Consider the following 16,808-nt stretch of genomic DNA (forward strand, 5'->3'; position numbering starts at 1 on the left):
TTTTTATGTTAATTCAAAGAGATCTAGTTGGGCTGACGTCCCATTACACCACGAATGGTGCTAAGTACATCGGCAGGAATCACCACGGTTTTGGCATTGTTGGATTTTGCCATTTCTTGCATAGACTTGATGTACTGTTCACCAAGCAAATACGCAACTGGAATTTCCTGTTCGCCTACCGCAGAGGTGATCATTTCAATGGCTTTTTGTGAGGCCTCAGCCAAAACCACTTGCGCTTCGGCATCTCGACGCGATGCTTCAAGACGACCATCGGCTTCTAAAATCGCTGCCTGCTTTTCGCCGTCGGCACGGGTCACGGTCGCACGGCGCTGACGCTCGGCAGCAGCCTGCGCTTCCATCGCGGCTTGCATGGTGGTCGATGGCTGGATATCCTGAATCTCGACCGTTTTTAAGGTAATGCCCCAGTCTGAAATATCATCGGAAATGGCGGCTTTCAATTTGGCCTTGATATGATCACGAGATGACAGGGCATCGTCTAGATCCATCTCGCCCACGATTGAGCGTAACGACGTTTGCACCAGATTTTGAATAGCCCAAGTGTAGTTTTCAATTCCATAAACCGCTTTTTCCGGTGTGGTCAAATTGATATACGCGACCGCATTCATAAGTAGCACGGCATTGTCACGTGTAATCACTTCTTGCGAAGGAATATCTAGCACAATATCTTTAGTCGTGACTTTGTATGCGATTTCATCGACATACGGAATCACGAAGTTTAATCCTGGATTTAAAGTGGAGTGATATTTTCCTAAGCGCTGTACAATCCATTTATAGCCTTGCGGCACAATGCGTACACCCTTAAAAATCGTCACGCCAACAAAGACAAGAAAGGCTAAGCCAATAATTAAACCCACTGACATAAGTGTGTCCTCATTTATTGTTTATTGGGGTTATGGGGTTGAACAACCAGATTATTGCCCATGATGTCGACCACGCACACGCGATCGCCCACGCTCACCGGAGCCAAACTGCGACAGTTCCATTCATCGGTTCCCATCACAGGCAAGGAAAAACGTACCAGTACCTGTTCATGCGACATACCCACACGAATCACCATGCCCACCTGACCAATCGTGGCTTCGCGGGATAAGCCTGCCTTGGTTTTATCGATGGACAATGGCTTGATAAATTTGAACCATAAAAAGGTACACAGTATCGATAAAATTACCCAAGTGATCAGCTGTGTGGGAATGCCCATCATTGGAAACAACCAGAGTAAAACACTCACCATGATGGCGGCAACACCGAACCAAAGAGCGGCAAAAGCGGTAAAAACAAGTTCCGAAAGCATTAACACAATGCCCAGAACAAACCAGTGCCAAGGTTCTAATACAAATTCCATAGCAATGCTCAAAATGTTGTTATAAAAAAGGTGCAATCGAAATACACGATTGCACCTTCACTGTAGCAGAACTTGGCAGGGCTGAGTAAAAAATGACTTTAGAATTTGGCCCGAGGTGGTGGCTGAAGGGCAGCAGGTGATTTTTTAAATTGATCAATCGCGCTTTGAATAGCACGAATTTTAAGTTGTGCTGCTTTTTCACCTTCCAAAATAGCATCATTACTGGCTTTTAAATCCAGTGCGCCAAGATGACCGACTTTAGGCTGAATCACCACAGTGGCCTGCTTTAACTCTTCATTAATGCTTTGCTGACCCATGATGTTGATGGTTTGATCGAGCAACCCCAACATGCTGCTGGCCTGAGTACCTGCCGGACGCGCAGAAATATCGACCGCAATCACAATATCGGCGCCCATATCACGTGCTGTTTTGACCGGAATTGGGCTTACCAAACCGCCGTCGACATACTGTACCTTGCCAATGGTTGTTGGAACAAAAACATTGGGAATACTACATGAGGCACGAACCGCCTGACCGGCATTGCCTTTAATAAAATCGGCTTTTTTGCCGTTGTCTAAACGTGTTGCAACTGCGGCAAAGCGAATTGGAAATTGCTCAATTGGCTTGTTACCTACCTGAGTATTGACGTAATTTTGCAGTTTCTGACCCAGCACAAAGCCCTGACGATTCAGGGTTAAGTCACGGATATCAGATTCTTGTAACTTGAGCGCAATCGATTGCATCTGGTAGCCAGTTTTTCCGCTGGCATAAATACTCCCCACAAAACTGCCCGCACTGGTGCCCGTGACAATTTTCGGTTTGATACCATGCGATTCGAGTACTTTGATCACACCAATATGGGCAAAGCCTTTGGCTCCACCACCGCCCAGTGCAAGCGCAATGACGGGTTCACGAGGCTGAAGCGAGCTGGTTTGAGGAGGTGTTTTAGCAATTTTGTCACATCCAAAGAGCGTAAAGCTCAGTGCTGTAACCAAAGCGAAATGTGCAACTTTCATGAACAATTAAACGTGTTGGATGACCATCAGATTGCGCACATCAGACCAGATTCACTGCTTTATTTCTAGTCATTTTTTACAAGATTTTGTAAAGGACGCGACAGGCGATCTGGTCGCTTCGCTGATACCTTGCCCTCAAAACGTTGCATGATGGCGGTTAGGTCTTGCTGATAATCACCTGTTGGGGAAAAAGCACCTAAGCAATAAATGGTTTTATGATCAAAATCGAAAGAGAAAATCACAATAGGGATATGCGCTTTTAACGCAATATGATAAAACCCGCTTTTAAAGGTGCTGGCCTGTTTGCGCGTACCCTCGGGCGCCATGCCAATCCAGATGCGTTCATGCTGCTCGATGGCCTGAACCACCTGCTCGGTTAAACCTGTGCGTTTGCTGCGTTGTACCGGAATAAGCCCTAACCAGTTCAGTACGGGCGTACTGACCGGAGTGAAAAGTGAATCTTTGCCGAGTACCGTGATTTTAATGCCCAGACCACCGATGGCCAAAAAGCCGTACCATGCATCTAGGTTAGATGTATGCGGTGCAATAATCGCGACGGCTTTAGGAACATTAGGAAACTCGCCCTCAATTCGCCAGCCTTGAGCCAGAAATAACTGCCTGCACATGCGGCGGCTTAAGGCAGTGCCACGTTGCGGCACACGATCGGGAAGATCAGGAAAAAATTGGGTCATATCCATCTGTGGTCATGTTGGTCATCCTATTGTCATCTTAAGCCTTTGAAAGGTACGCTACATTGGCAAAATAGTTAGATGCATTTTAAAACAGACTGATTTTTGCAATTTTTTTGATTCGAGCCCGATACGCTATGCATGCAAGCCGTCTTTATCTGTTGTTATTTAGCCTGTATTGGGCACAAGGGTTGCCCATAGGCTTTATGACCCATGCCTTACCCGTCATTTTACGGGCACAAGGCGTGTCTTTGGCACAGATTGGCGGCTTTGGCCTGCTGATGCTGCCGTGGTCGATCAAAATTTTATGGGCACCTTGGGTCGATCGGTTTGGCAGTTCACGCATTGGGCATTATCGTAGCTGGATCATTCCCATGCAGGTATGCAGCATTTGCGGGCTTGTTGTGCTGGCGTATTTTCCCATTGATGCATTGAACCAGCCACAATTTTTGTTGATGTTTTTTGTGCTGATGCTCTGGATTAATTTTTCAGGGGCCACTCAGGATATTGCCACCGATGCATTGGCCGTGAATTTACTCAAAACTGATCAACAGCACTGGGGCAATACCTTTCAGGTGATTGGTTCACGTTTAGGATTTATTGTGGGTGGCGGCGTACTTCTGTGGGCTGTCGATGCTTTGGGTTGGCAAAATACCTTTTTGTGTTTGGCGGCTTTAGTGGCGCTTAACACCTTGCCTATTGTGCTGCAATCCGCGCGACAGGATCGTCAGGGCGTGCAGGGCAGTGCGGCAAAATTATTTTCAATACGTCATTATTTACAGCACTTTTTACAGTCTAAGACAACACGAGCATGGCTTACCGTTTTACTTAGCTTTAAGGTGGCAGATGGCTTGGCCGGCCCTTTACTCAAGCCGTTGATGGTCGATATAGGCTTGAGTTTTACCCAAATTGGGCTTTACATTACCGTGCTAGGTGCTGTGGCTGCATTACTGGGTGCATTCATTGCCGGATATCTACTTCAAAGTTTTAGCCGTGCAGGTGTACTGCTGTTCTTTTCAATAGTTAAAATTTTAACTCTTATTGGCTTTGCAGGATTGGGCTGGGCATACGAAAGCGGGATGTCAGTATCTTTTACGCTCATTTATGCGCTCAATGCACTTGAAGATCTATGCTCGGCGATGCTACTGGTGGTAATGCTCACACTGGTCATGCACTATAGCCGAAGTGCGCTTGCAGGCACGGATTTTACCTTTCAGGTCGCTTTGATGGCCACGGTCAGCGGTGGTTTTTACCTGATCAGCGGTGTTATTGCCGACCAGATTGGCTATGTCTGGATGCTGAGTTTGGTCGTGGTCATGGCTATTTTATCTGTATTCCCCATTTACTTTTGGTCTAAAACATTAGGGCAGTCTCAAGCATCGCTCTAGATCATGATTGGGCTAAACTGCTGCGTCATTTTTCGGTGCTGTATGTAAAATTCTACTACTGAGGATACCGAGTAAGCTCAAAAATATTGCTTTAATTGTTATTATGTATAAATATGCCTGTATCGGTTTGATATTGTTGCGATAAAATGAAGCAAATACGCAATTGATCAAATGGTATAAAAACGACAAAGCTTTTATTTAAGTGTGTTTTAAGCTTATATTTTTACAGTAGAAAAGTAAGTGTTGCCAAAACAATAGTCGACACGCGATTTCATTTGATATGCAAAACAGTTATGTTGAGCCAAAATGATAATTATTCTGTTGCATCGAGTCAGCGTAAAAACAGATTATTGCTCGTTTTCCTGATGCATCAGATTCATGTTATTCCACAGTTGTGCGAGTCTAACCCATGACCAAAATTTTGATTATTGAAGATGATTTCATGATCGCTGAATCCACGATTACCTTATTGAAATATCATCAATTCGAGGTAGAGTGGGTGAATAATGGATTAGATGGCCTAGCGCATCTGTCAAAGCAGAAGTTTGATCTGGTGTTGCTCGATCTGGGCCTCCCCATGATGGACGGCATGCAAGTGCTCAAGCAGATCCGCCATAAAACCGCGGTGCCAGTGCTGATTATTTCAGCACGTGACCAGCTCGAAAACCGTGTGGAAGGCTTGAATCAGGGGGCAGATGACTACCTGATCAAACCGTACGAGTTTGATGAGTTGCTGGCACGAATCAATGCATTGCTGCGTAGAACCAACAGTAAAGACAACGCCGCTTTGCAGCAAGATCAGGTGTTGGTGAATGGCGATGTGGTGCTTAATGTTGAAAAACATGTGGCCACGTTTCAGGGTAAAGAAATTGAACTCTCAAACCGTGAGTGGGCGATTTTGATTCCGCTGATGTCACATCCGAATAAGATTTTTTCCAAAGCCAATTTAGAAGATAAGCTCTACGACTTTGATAGTGAAGTCACCAGTAATACCATTGAAGTGTATATTCACCATTTACGCTCTAAGCTGGGTAAAAACTTCATCCGTACCATCCGTGGATTAGGCTATCGAATGGGACAATCATAAGGAAACGCTGAGGATGGCCAAGCATTATTCATTAAGACGTCGATTAATCTGGGTCACCTCTGTTTTTAGTCTTTTACTGGGCTGTATTCTGGTTTTTACAGCCTATAAAGTTGCCTTGCACGAAACCAATCAGATTCTTGATGAGCAAATGCGCTATCTGGCCGATCGCACGGCACGTCAGCCGCTCTACAATCTCGACAGCCATTTTCAGGCCAATCACGAATATCACGAAGAAGATTTACTGGTCGATATCTGGGCCTACGACGATCAGCGCCATTTACAAGACGAAAATCAATTGTTGATGCCTCCGGTAAAAAAAGCCGGGTTTTATTCGCAAGAGACACGTCAGGGCACCTTGCGCGCCTATGTCTTGCCTTTAGAAAATTACCAGATTCAGGTCAGTCAGCTCGAAAAAGTACGCAAAGTGGTGGCACTTGAGCTTGCGGCCAGCATGTTTTTACCTTATGGCTTTATTTTACCGTTTGCCTTGCTTGGCCTGATGGGCATTATTCGGCGTAACCTCAAGCCTTTTGATGATTTTAAACGTGAGCTGACGCAGCGCGATTCGAATGATCTGTCGCCCATTCACGATGAAACGTATCCTGAAGAACTGTTACCGACCATTGAAGAGATGAACCGCCTGTTTGAGCGAATTTCAGAATCTCAGCAAGAACAAAAACAGTTCGTGGCCGATGCTGCGCACGAGCTGCGCACGCCAATCACGGCACTGAATTTACAAACCAAAATTTTGTTGAGTCAGTTTCCTGACCACGCCGCACTGCAAAATCTCGGCAAAGGCTTGGCGCGAATCCAGCATTTGGTCACGCAGTTACTGGCGCTGGCCAAACAAGATGTTTCCTTGAGTGCTATTGAACGACACAGCAGCTTTGAGCTTAATGATGTGACGCTCAACTGTGTCGAGCAACTCATGAATCTGGCGGTAGAAAAAGATATCGATTTAGGTTTTGTACGTAATGAATCGGTAAAAATGGTTAGTGTTGAACCGACCGTGCATTCCATTGTTTTCAACCTGATTGATAACGCCATCAAATATACGCCAGCCGCAGGCGTGATCAATATTTCTGTCTATGAAGATGGTGAATACGCCTGTGCACAGATTGAAGACAGTGGCCCCGGAATTGACCCCGAGCATTACGACAAGGTGCTAAAGCGCTTTTATCGTGTGCATCATCACCTTGAAGTGGGGAGTGGGCTGGGGTTGTCAATTGTTGATAAGGCCACCAGTCGGTTAGGTGGAGAACTTCAACTGCTCAGAAGCGAAGAGTTAGGCGGCTTAAGTGTGCTGGTGCGTATTCCCAAACAACCGCCGCATCATTAAGAATGCTGCTGGCGAGTACCCAAATGACGTACCGCCCACAAGTAGATTAGGCAGTTAATTGACCACACCCACCATCCTGTCCATAAATTATGACTTAAAAAGTGTGCGCCGCGCATCATCTGTGCCCAGCCCATTGCAAAGCCTAAAATTAGCCCGGCAAACAAATAAAACAGTGCACGTCGATGATGTGTTGCGCGGTACACAAAGTAGCCAGTCATCAAGGCGAATCCGGTGCTGGCATGTCCACCCGGAAAACAGTGTCCATGTGTGGCGCTAAAATCCCAGACAAAACCCTGTGCTGCTGGATGGGTCATGTTCCAAGGGCAAGCATGAGACGACTGTGACTTAAGAATGCCAACGATACTGGTACACAGCATACTCACCCAAAACATATAGCCATATTGCCAGCGCTGCGCGGCCAGACGCGTAATTTTAAATGATGCCAGCCACAACACAAAAAATGCTGCATAAACCCCGATGATGATGTTTTTCACAATCACATGATTCAGTTTGGCCAAATACCAGTTATCGCGATGATGAAATTGCCCTGTTGCATCGACCCACGGTGCAATCAAATGCAGATCAATCGCACCGCCTACCGGAAAGAGCATCATCAGTACAACTGCACTGCATGCGATCAGTACAAGCTGTATGCGCATAAAAACAGAAAATTGCATAAGGAATTGAATAAATATAGAAATCTCTGGGCATGATTTAAACGTGCCAAACTTAGCGATCACTTAAGCGACTACATCAAATCGCAGCTAAAAAAAAGCGACTCAGAGAGTCGCAAAAGCACAAACGGGTGCGGGATTAAAACATTCCATCTTCAGAATTTGCAGAGATTTTATGAATAGACAAGTCTGCACCACGGAATTCATCTTCTTGGCTTAAACGAATGCCCATCACGGCCTTGAGTAGGCCATACACCACAAATCCACCCAGCACAGCAATTACAATTGCAAGACCCGTACCAATCAGTTGAGACATCATCGAGACACCGCCCAAGCCTCCAAACGCCTTTTGTCCAAATATCCCTACTGCAAGGCCTCCAAGGGCACCACAGACGCCATGTAAAGGCCACACACCAAGTACATCATCAACCTTGAGCTTGTTTTGTGTATAGGTAAACAGCTTCACAAAGATTACACCTGCCACAACACCGATCACTAATGCACTAACAGGATGCACAATATCTGACCCTGCACAGATGGCGACCAAGCCTGCCAGCGGGCCGTTGTGTAAAAAGCCGGGGTCATTTTTACCCATAAAGTTGGCGCTTAAGGTGCCGCCTACCATCGCCATTAGTGAATTGATGGCCACCAAGCCTGAAATCGCATCGACACGCTGGGCACTCATCACATTAAAACCAAACCAGCCCACAATTAAGATCCAAGACCCTAACGCTAAGAAGGGAATGGACGAGGGCGGATGAGCACTGACACGTCCGTCTTTTTTATAACGACCATTTCGTGCGCCCAGTAAAATCACAGCGATCAGCGCAATCCAGCCGCCCATGGCATGTACCACCACTGAGCCGGCAAAATCGTGAAAGCTGGCGCCAAATTGGCTTTCGAGCCATTTTTGCAGACCAAAGTTACCGTTCCATGCCATACCTTCAAAAAGTGGATATACCAACGCCACCAGTACAAACGTGGCAATGGCTTGTGGACGCATTTTGGCACGCTCGGCAATACCACCCGAAATAATGGCCGGAATGGCAGCAGCAAAGGTCAGTAAAAAGAAACAGCGCATCAGGTTATAACCATGATCCGCGGCGAGCACAGCACCCGTTTGAAAGAAGCTGTGCCCATAGGAGATGTAGTAGCCTACAAAAAAGTAAGCAATTGCAGAAATAGAAAAATCGGTCAGAATCTTACTGAGCGCATTGACCTGATTCTTATGCCGCACGGTGCCGAGCTCTAAAAAGGCAAACCCAGCATGCATGGCCAGAACCAGCACTGCGCCGAGCAATAAGAAAAATAAATCGACATTTTGCATAATTTGCTCAAAAAAAGTGCTTAAATCCAGCTTGGTTGCATATAAAAAATGATTTATGCACCAAAATGGTTAAGAAAATCTAAAGGGTGATTAACCACAACGCACGGTTGGGTTAATTTGCCTTTTTAAAGCAAAAAACGCACCAATATTGGATTAAAATTTAAAGCTTCCGATAAGCGTGGTGCAGACTGAGCAAAAAGAGTGCTTTAAGGTGGGCCGATCTGACACGCTTTGCCTTCATATTCGTAACGATGAAAACGATAATTGCTGCCATCCCAGCGCAAAACCGGAAAGCAGAACCCCGGCCCACCTACCGAAACGTCGGGCATACGATTTTTTCCTGTCGATTTTAATAACTCGGGCACACCTGTACCATCGTAGCGCACACGCCACACACCTTGCGCCGTTTTGCTTAATAGCACAAACCCCATACCTGTCAGTCCATAACAGCCAGTATCTGCACTGCTGACAATGGCCTCGGATAAACGGTCATGGTTGATATCTTGATACAGCTCAAGCGTTGGCTCACCACATTCGGATTGCCATTTATTGTGATGAAACTGAAAACCGGCAGCTTTAAAAATCGCACGCTTTTCTACTAATGGGGCGCGTACTGTTTCGGCAAAACTGGTAGTCGAGAACAAACAACTTATAGTAAAGACGCAGGTGAGAAGTGATCGAATATTCATAGTTGCTTTATTTTTGTTCATTTGCTTAAGTTTAACGCAAATTTTAAGCCTGATCCGATTTTTGCGCATAGAATGAATCAGGATTTAAAAATAACGATAGTAGACACTGATCGAACATGGCTCATATCTTTCTTGCACTTTTTCCCCTGATTGCGCTCATTGCGACAGGGTATCTGTTTAAAACCTATCAATTTTTTAGTACAGAATTTTGGGCAGGCGCAGAAAAACTCAATTATTACGTGCTCTTTCCAGCGCTACTGTTTCATACCCTTGTTACGGCCAAAATTGATTTTCAGAATCTAAAGTACGTGATTTTTGCCATGTTTACAGTTATTGCTGTGGCCACTGCTGTGCTGTATGGCATCAAGTATTTCAAAAATATCCGACCGGCACGCTTTGGTGTGCATGTACAAAGTATTGTGCGTTTTAATACCTATATTGGCTTGGCTTTGGTGGCAGCGCTCTATCACAAAGAGGGCATGGCGATCTTGGCCATTTTACTGGCGGTGAGTATTCCGGTAGTCAATGTAATTTCGGTGCTTTCACTCACCTCAAGTGAAAATATGGCCCTTAAACCCGTACTGCTGGCATTACTGAAAAATCCGCTCATTGTCTCTTGTCTATTTGGTGGTGTATTCAATGCACTCCAGATTCCGCTGTGGGACGGTATTTTAAATTTACTCAAGCTGTTTTCATCGTCTAGCTTACCTTTGGGGTTACTTTGTGTAGGCGCAGCGTTACAGTTTATGGAAATGAAAAAAGATGTGCCCGCCTTGCTAATCGATACCGCTGCGCGTTTGCTTGTTATGCCTGCGCTGGCTTATGGGGTGTGTATGTGGATGGGTTTATCAGCGCTTGAAACCCAGATCATGGTGGTCTTTTTTGCATTGCCTACGGCATCTGCGGCTTACATTTTAACAAAAGTGCTGCGTGGTGATAGTCAGCTTATGGCAGCGGTGATTAGCTTACAAACCCTGTGTGCGGCCGTGACCTTACCGCTGGTGATTTGGTGGGTGGGCCAATAAGTTAACGTCTTTCAATGCTGTATGGCGTATTGTCTGCTAGCATAAATACACCCGTTGAATGGTTTTCTCTTTTAAATAAAACAGAGATGCGGCACAGGTCGCATCTGCCGTACTGGCTTCAACACCTTCATTTTTTAAAATCAGACGAGCCTCTTTGGGCGCTTCTTCAAAAGGTACAATATCGGCACCATCTAGTTTCGACATATCTACAAAATTTTCTCCCCGTTCGGTTGGCTCAAACTTATTAAATACATTCAAATCATAATCATGACTGTCATTTTGGTAGTAATACACGTCCCTGCTGTTGCCAAGGCGAAACTCAAACAAATATTGTAAGCCTTTGGCGTTTGGATTTTTAAGTACCCGAAACGCATCAGGGTGGCCATCACCATTCGCATCGAGTATAAGCGGTTGTTTTAAATAGGTGGGATCGACCACATAACCTTGTGGTAAAGGCGTAGGGTTATCTACCAAATACGTTGGTTTAGAAGCAGCTTGCGCCTTCATATGAGCGGCGGGTTGAGCGGTATTTGTTTCTTGCTTTACTGCTGCTGCGTGTTGTGGTGCAGTATTTTGCGTTGTCGATGGGGCTTGCGGGCTACAGGCACTGAATACTCCCACCATCCACAGTATGCCATATTGCTTTTTCATGTTGATCTTCTTGTATTGAAAATAGCCCATGCTGGGTGCTTTATGGTAACGCTTAAATTGAAAATCTTAAAGTTGATACATGGTAATTTACATTGATTAAAACGTAAGGATAAAAAATAATGTTAAATGAGTACAGTTAGCGATTAATTTTAAACTTATCTTTCATAATTAATTATTAATTTAATTTTAATTTGAAAAGAATTAAAATATCAATTCAGTTAAAGAATCAATCTTTATTAAAATTAATCTAAAATTTATTTGTGAAATATTATGAAAAAAATATTACTTGTTGGATTATCAGTTGCTCTAGGCGTTTCTGCTTGTACTTCTAACCTAAAAGATATGAGTTCGAAATCAAAAAATGTTACTGAGTTCAATAGCATAAACCATAAACAATATAAGTTGAATAATGTAAATATTCGCTTAGATAGTTCTGTAGAGAAAGAAGGCTTCCTTACGAAAGACACTATTCAAAAGGTATATTTGGATGAATTAAATAAGCAACTACAATTACAGCACAAAAATGTGACCAATCCATCAGCTAAGTTTGCTTTGGTTGATGTAGATTTAACTCATAAAAGAATATTCATGGGCGAAGGACTAAAATTTATTGGTGGTAATCGTATTGTCGGAGGATATGCTGATACCGTCTTTACTTATAAGGTTAAAGTAATTTACAACGGTGAAGTTGTTCAAAACTTTGAGCGCGAAAAACAGATTGCAAGAAAAGGTGGTTTGATTGGTAATTTCAAAAAAATAGCTCGAGATTTGTCTAGTTCTGGCAAACCAGAAAATGAAATTCAAGATTTACAAAAAGTCTCAGCTGCTATTGTGGCTGATTTGAAGCCATAAAAAGATTTTTTTTCAATCTATAAAAAAGCCACCATAAGGTGGCTTTTTTATACTAAAGAAACAACACCTTAAAGCGCAGCAATCTGTTCCATGCTTTGCTTAATTTTCACGAGCTGATCTGCAAACTCAGCCAATTTCACTTTTTCACCTTCAACAACTGCTGCGGGAGCTTTGGCAACAAAGCCTTCATTAGCAAGTTTGTTGGCAATCTGGTCGTGCTGCTTTTGTACTTTATCCAAATCTTTCTGTAAGCGGCCCAATTCTGCTTTCGGGTCGATCAAGCCTTTCATTGGAACAAATACAGACGCATGGCCCACAACACTAGAAGACGACAATGGCGGCTCTTCACCTTGTGCCAAGAACGTAATGCTTTCTACTTTGGCCAAAGCTTTAAAGAGCGGCTGAATACGTTCGATCTGTGTGCGTTCGCTGTCAGAGATGTTTTGAAGCAACACTGGCAACAAGCGGGCATTACCCAAGCCCATTTCACCACGGATATTACGTACAGCACCAATCAAGCCTTGAAGCCATTGCATATCGGCTTCGGCTTGTTCATTCATTTTTGCAGCTTCCGGCACTGGGTATTTCGCCGTCATGATGGTGTCGCCACCTTTACCAATCATTGGTGCAAGCGTCTGCCAGATTTCTTCGGTCAGATACGGCATCAGTGGGTGCGCCAAACGAAGTGAGGCTTCCATCACTGCAAGCAATACGCGGCGAACTTCTGCTTTACGTTCTTCCGAAACTTCTGCATCGTTCAAAACTGGCTTGGTCAGCTCGACATACCAGTCGCAGTATTCGTTCCAAATGAAGTCATAAATGGTTTGCGCAGCAAGATCCAGACGATACGTTGCAAATGCCTGATGTACCGCTTGCTCCGCTTTTTGTAGGCGGCTCATGATCCATTGCTCTGGCAATTCCCATAGCTCTGGGCGAGCTTCCTGAGCAACGGTTTGACCTTCTACGTTCATGAGTACGAAGCGGGTCGCGTTCCAGATTTTGTTACAGAAATTACGGTAGCCTTCTACACGCTTCAAATCAAACTTAATGTCACGGCCAGTGTTGGCAAGGGCACAGAACGTGAAACGCACGGCATCGGTACCATACGAGTTAATTCCTTCTGGGAATTCTTTACGGGTGGCTTTTTCAATTTTCTCGGCTTGTTTCGGGTTCATCAAACCAAAAGTACGTTTTTGTACCAAGCTTTCAAGGTCAATCCCGTCAATCAAATCGAGCGGATCAAGTACGTTGCCTTTCGATTTCGACATCTTCTGGCCTTCGCCATCACGTACCAAACCATGTACATATACGGTTTTGAACGGCACTTGTGGCGTACCATCTTCATTCTTCATGAAGTGCATGGTCATCATGATCATGCGCGCCACCCAGAAGAAGATAATGTCAAAACCAGTTACTAACACATCGGTCGGGTGGAAGGTATTGAGGAAATAGTTTTCCGCATCTTTCTTGGCATCGCCTGTCCAGCCCAAGGTCGAGAATGTCCAGAGGCCCGAAGAGAACCATGTGTCTAACACGTCTTCGTCTTGTTGAAGCGCAAGGTCGGCAGCAAGGTTGTTTTTCGCACGAACTTCTTCTTCGTTACGGCCAACATATACATTGCCTTCAGCGTCGTACCATGCCGGAATACGGTGGCCCCACCACAACTGACGTGAAATGCACCAGTCTTGAATGTTGTTCATCCATGCCATATACATGTTGGTGTATTGCTCTGGTACAAACTTGATGCGTCCGTCTTGAACTGCTTCAATTGCAGGCTGTGCCAATGGCGCAATTTTTACATACCACTGGTCGGTTAAAAGTGGCTCCACAATCACGCCTGAACGGTCACCGCGTGGCGCTTTGAGGTCATACGGCTGAATCTGGTCTAACCAGCCTTCTGCTTCGGCTTGTGCAACCAGTTTCTTACGTGCAGCAAAACGCTCCAAGCCAACATAATCTGCTGGCGCTGCAATTGCGTCAGAAATTTGTTCGCCAGCTTTTGCAATATATTCAAACTCAGCCAGAACTTCGGCATTTTTATTGAAGATATTGATAATTGGCAAATCGTGGCGTTTACCCAAGTCGTAATCGTTAAAGTCGTGTGCAGGGGTGATTTTGACACAGCCTGTTCCGAAATCTTTTTCGACGTATTCATCGGCAACAATTGGAACCAAACGGCCCGTAATTGGCAACACAATATTTTTGCCAATCAGGTGCGCATAGCGTTCGTCTTCCGGATGTACCGCAACCGCAGTATCGCCTAATAGCGTTTCAGGACGCGTCGTGGCCACCACAAGGAAATCATGGCCGTCTTGAGTTTTGAGTGACTTGTCTTCAAAGAAATATTTGAAATGCCACAACGAGCCTTTTTCTTCAACCGACTCAACTTCAAGATCAGACAGCGCCGTTTGTAGTTTCGGGTCCCAGTTTACCAAGCGTTTACCGCGGTAAATCAAACCTTGCTCATGCAGTTGAACAAACACTTCTTTTACTGCATTAGACAAACCATCGTCCATGGTAAAGCGTTCACGCGACCAGTCGACCGAAGAACCCAAACGACGAATCTGTTTGGTGATGGTGCCGCCAGATTGCTCTTTCCATTCCCAGACTTTGTCAATAAATTGCTCACGGCCCAAATCGTGACGGCTAACATTTTGTGCAGCCAACTGACGCTCTACGACCATTTGCGTGGCAATACCCGCGTGGTCGGTTCCCGGCTGCCATAAGGTATTTTTCCCCATCATGCGGTTGTAGCGGGTGAGGGCATCCATAATGGCATTGTTAAAGCCGTGCCCCATGTGCAAGCTACCGGTGACGTTTGGCGGCGGAATCATAATACAAAACGAGTCACCTTGACCGGATGGCTTAAAGTAGCCTTTCTCTTCCCAGATTTGATACCATTTTCTTTCAATATCAGTGGGATCATAGGTGGTTGCGATGTTTTGGGCAGATTGAGCGTTGGCGTCAGTCATAGTAAAAATCAAAAATGAATAAAAAATTGCGACTATTGTAGCAAAAAATACATCGGAATTAATGCTTAACTCATCGACAAAAAATTTACCTGCTCGGTAAAACACGCTAGATTAAACCCAAACGCAGACATTCATGTCTTTACATGAATATCAGACAATAAAATGCGAGGGATGCTTCATGGGATATGCTGTATTTCTTAAAATCGATGAGGCCACGCATCATCATTTTGATCAGATTCATGCCCAGCTCAATCAGGGCACTACACAGCCGCAGTCCAAGCAATTGGGAATCGTACTTTCCGACATTTCCTGTCAAATCATTCAGCAAGTTTTTGGCGATATGCTGGCACAGCAAAAGCACAAGCCCGATCAGTCCTTCATCAAACAAATCGACGAGTCTGAAAAAGTCATTCAGCAGGTCATGGCTACCATGAAAAAATATTTGCCGTGGTCAGTTTCATTTTTTAGCAATGAACGTCTGCTGCCACTGGTCAATTATCTGGCAAGTACCTTTCGAACAGAAGCGCAGACCACCTATATGCGCTACAGCCTCGATTCGGTCTTGGTGCAGGATACCTTCTCTGCGGTCGATAAAGTCCGCGCAGGGCAAGCCGTATATGTACCCAAAGCTTTTCAGGCGCTCACACAAATTGTCGATCAGGGCGTTACACAGCTCATTCGGACACCGAAGCAGCTCCTTAAGTTTAATCTGGTGGTCGATAAAACCTTAAACGGTGTGATTCATATGACCACGCATCTGGGCTACAAGCGTCTAGAAAAGCTGGGCACGCAAATTGACCCTGATATGGCAAATGACTATATTGAACACTTTATGGCATTTTTAAAAAAAGAAGCCTAACACATTTATTTATAGGGTAAATTCTAATGTCAAAACTCAACTCGCTCGAAAATAAAGTGGTCTGGATTACAGGGGCATCTTCAGGTTTGGGTAAAGCCTTGGCACGTGAGTGTGCCTTACAAGGGGCACAGGTCATCTTAACTGCACGTCGTTATGATGAACTCGAAGCGGTGCGAGTGGGGCTGTTTAAACCAGAACAACATCTGTCTGTGGCTGCCGACATTACCGACGAATCTCAAGTGCGTCATGCCTATGCAGAAGTGTTAGCACAAAAAGGACGTATCGATTGGCTCATCAATAATGCGGGCCTGAGTCAACGCGCACTCATTCAAGACACCACCATGCAAACCGAACGTGCGATTATGGAAATTGATTATTTCTCGCAAGTGTTTCTGACCAAAACTGTATTGCCGACTTTTTTACAGCAAAAATCTGGACGTATTGCCTATGTGTCGAGTGTCGCGGGTTTGCTCGGAACACAGTACCGTGCCAGTTATTCGGCAGCCAAAGCCGCTATTCATATGTGGGCCAACAGCTTGCGTGCCGAAGTGGCAGAGCAGGGCGTTGGGGTTTCGGTGATCTTTCCCGGTTTTGTGAAAACCAATGTGTCACTCAATGCACTCAATGGAGAGGGAAAACCTCAAGGCCATCAAGATGAAGCCATTGAAAATGGTTTGGAGCCAGATGTATTTGCTCAAACCGTAGTTCGAGCACTGATCAATGATGAAGAATACATTGTAGTTGGTGGTGCCAAAGAAAAGTTAGGCGTACTGGTGTCTCGCTTATCGCCATCACTCTTGTACAAAATGATCCGTAAAACCAAAGTGAAATAATCAAGCCATTCAATCTCGTTCAAGGACGCGAAATATCGCGTCCT

At 44.9% G+C, this 16,808-nt stretch carries 16 protein-coding genes; 7 read left to right on the top strand and 9 right to left on the bottom strand.

Annotation, left to right across the window (positions count from 1 at the left end):
- Nucleotides 1-23: 23 nt before the first annotated feature.
- From QLG00_RS09645 to QLG00_RS09660, 4 genes are all read right to left on the bottom strand, one after another.
- Nucleotides 24-881: an SPFH domain-containing protein gene (locus QLG00_RS09645; protein WP_004941142.1), complete on the bottom strand. Its 858-nt coding sequence runs from the start codon at nucleotides 879-881 to the stop codon at nucleotides 24-26.
- A gap of 14 nt (nucleotides 882-895) precedes the next feature.
- Complete coding sequence (locus QLG00_RS09650) at nucleotides 896-1,363, bottom strand: NfeD family protein (RefSeq protein WP_004941138.1); 468 nt, start codon at nucleotides 1,361-1,363, stop codon at nucleotides 896-898.
- Between the two features lie 98 nt (nucleotides 1,364-1,461).
- Nucleotides 1,462-2,379, bottom strand: coding sequence for a patatin-like phospholipase family protein (locus tag QLG00_RS09655; RefSeq protein ID WP_119026081.1), 918 nt, complete (start codon nucleotides 2,377-2,379; stop codon nucleotides 1,462-1,464).
- Between the two features lie 65 nt (nucleotides 2,380-2,444).
- Entirely contained in the window at nucleotides 2,445-3,071 is a 627-nt protein-coding gene (locus QLG00_RS09660; protein WP_025094387.1) for a 1-acyl-sn-glycerol-3-phosphate acyltransferase, read from the bottom strand.
- Nucleotides 3,072-3,205: 134 nt separating this feature from the next.
- Between QLG00_RS09660 and QLG00_RS09665 the strand changes: the two genes are divergently transcribed.
- From QLG00_RS09665 to QLG00_RS09675, 3 genes are all read left to right on the top strand, one after another.
- Nucleotides 3,206-4,456: an MFS transporter gene (locus QLG00_RS09665; protein ID WP_282470879.1), complete on the top strand. Its 1,251-nt coding sequence runs from the start codon at nucleotides 3,206-3,208 to the stop codon at nucleotides 4,454-4,456.
- A gap of 409 nt (nucleotides 4,457-4,865) precedes the next feature.
- Entirely contained in the window at nucleotides 4,866-5,543 is a 678-nt protein-coding gene (locus tag QLG00_RS09670) for a DNA-binding response regulator PmrA (protein ID WP_004941126.1), read from the top strand.
- A gap of 13 nt (nucleotides 5,544-5,556) precedes the next feature.
- Nucleotides 5,557-6,882: an ATP-binding protein gene (locus QLG00_RS09675; protein ID WP_004941123.1), complete on the top strand. Its 1,326-nt coding sequence runs from the start codon at nucleotides 5,557-5,559 to the stop codon at nucleotides 6,880-6,882.
- Here the strand turns inward: QLG00_RS09675 and QLG00_RS09680 are convergent.
- The 3 genes from QLG00_RS09680 to QLG00_RS09690 form a co-directional block, all read right to left on the bottom strand.
- Complete coding sequence (locus tag QLG00_RS09680) at nucleotides 6,879-7,559, bottom strand: phosphatase PAP2 family protein (protein ID WP_282470880.1); 681 nt, start codon at nucleotides 7,557-7,559, stop codon at nucleotides 6,879-6,881. The genes QLG00_RS09675 and QLG00_RS09680 overlap by 4 nt on opposite strands.
- 136 nt (nucleotides 7,560-7,695) lie before the next feature.
- Entirely contained in the window at nucleotides 7,696-8,883 is a 1,188-nt protein-coding gene (locus QLG00_RS09685; protein WP_282470881.1) for an ammonium transporter, read from the bottom strand.
- 206 nt (nucleotides 8,884-9,089) lie between these two features.
- Nucleotides 9,090-9,572, bottom strand: a complete 483-nt coding sequence (locus tag QLG00_RS09690; RefSeq protein WP_282470882.1) for a hypothetical protein — start codon at nucleotides 9,570-9,572, stop codon at nucleotides 9,090-9,092.
- 116 nt (nucleotides 9,573-9,688) lie between these two features.
- On the opposite strand from QLG00_RS09690, the gene QLG00_RS09695 reads away from it, so the two are divergent.
- A complete protein-coding gene (locus QLG00_RS09695) occupies nucleotides 9,689-10,597 on the top strand; it encodes an AEC family transporter (protein WP_282470883.1) in 909 nt (302 codons plus the stop codon).
- A 36-nt stretch (nucleotides 10,598-10,633) separates the two neighbouring features.
- Here QLG00_RS09695 and QLG00_RS09700 read toward each other — a convergent pair whose 3' ends face one another.
- Nucleotides 10,634-11,248 carry a hypothetical protein gene (locus QLG00_RS09700; protein ID WP_282470884.1) on the bottom strand — a complete coding sequence of 205 codons (615 nt, stop codon included), beginning with the start codon at nucleotides 11,246-11,248 and terminating at the stop codon, nucleotides 10,634-10,636.
- A 270-nt stretch (nucleotides 11,249-11,518) separates the two neighbouring features.
- Between QLG00_RS09700 and QLG00_RS09705 the strand changes: the two genes are divergently transcribed.
- Nucleotides 11,519-12,100, top strand: a complete 582-nt coding sequence (locus QLG00_RS09705; RefSeq protein WP_282470885.1) for a hypothetical protein — start codon at nucleotides 11,519-11,521, stop codon at nucleotides 12,098-12,100.
- A 68-nt stretch (nucleotides 12,101-12,168) separates the two neighbouring features.
- On the opposite strand, the gene QLG00_RS09710 is transcribed toward QLG00_RS09705, so the two are convergent.
- On the bottom strand, nucleotides 12,169-15,072 hold the full coding sequence (locus QLG00_RS09710) for a valine--tRNA ligase (RefSeq protein ID WP_004941102.1): 2,904 nt from the start codon (nucleotides 15,070-15,072) through the stop codon (nucleotides 12,169-12,171).
- Nucleotides 15,073-15,250: 178 nt separating this feature from the next.
- Here QLG00_RS09710 and QLG00_RS09715 point away from each other — a divergent pair, with 178 nt between their 5' ends.
- Entirely contained in the window at nucleotides 15,251-15,931 is a 681-nt protein-coding gene (locus tag QLG00_RS09715; protein ID WP_048765904.1) for a hypothetical protein, read from the top strand.
- 26 nt (nucleotides 15,932-15,957) lie between these two features.
- Complete coding sequence (locus QLG00_RS09720) at nucleotides 15,958-16,764, top strand: SDR family NAD(P)-dependent oxidoreductase (RefSeq protein ID WP_004943263.1); 807 nt, start codon at nucleotides 15,958-15,960, stop codon at nucleotides 16,762-16,764.
- The last annotated feature ends 44 nt before the right edge of the window (nucleotides 16,765-16,808 follow it).

It is taken from the genome of Acinetobacter sp. V89_7, assembly GCF_029967895.1.
In the GTDB taxonomy this organism is placed as follows: domain Bacteria; phylum Pseudomonadota; class Gammaproteobacteria; order Pseudomonadales; family Moraxellaceae; genus Acinetobacter; species Acinetobacter soli.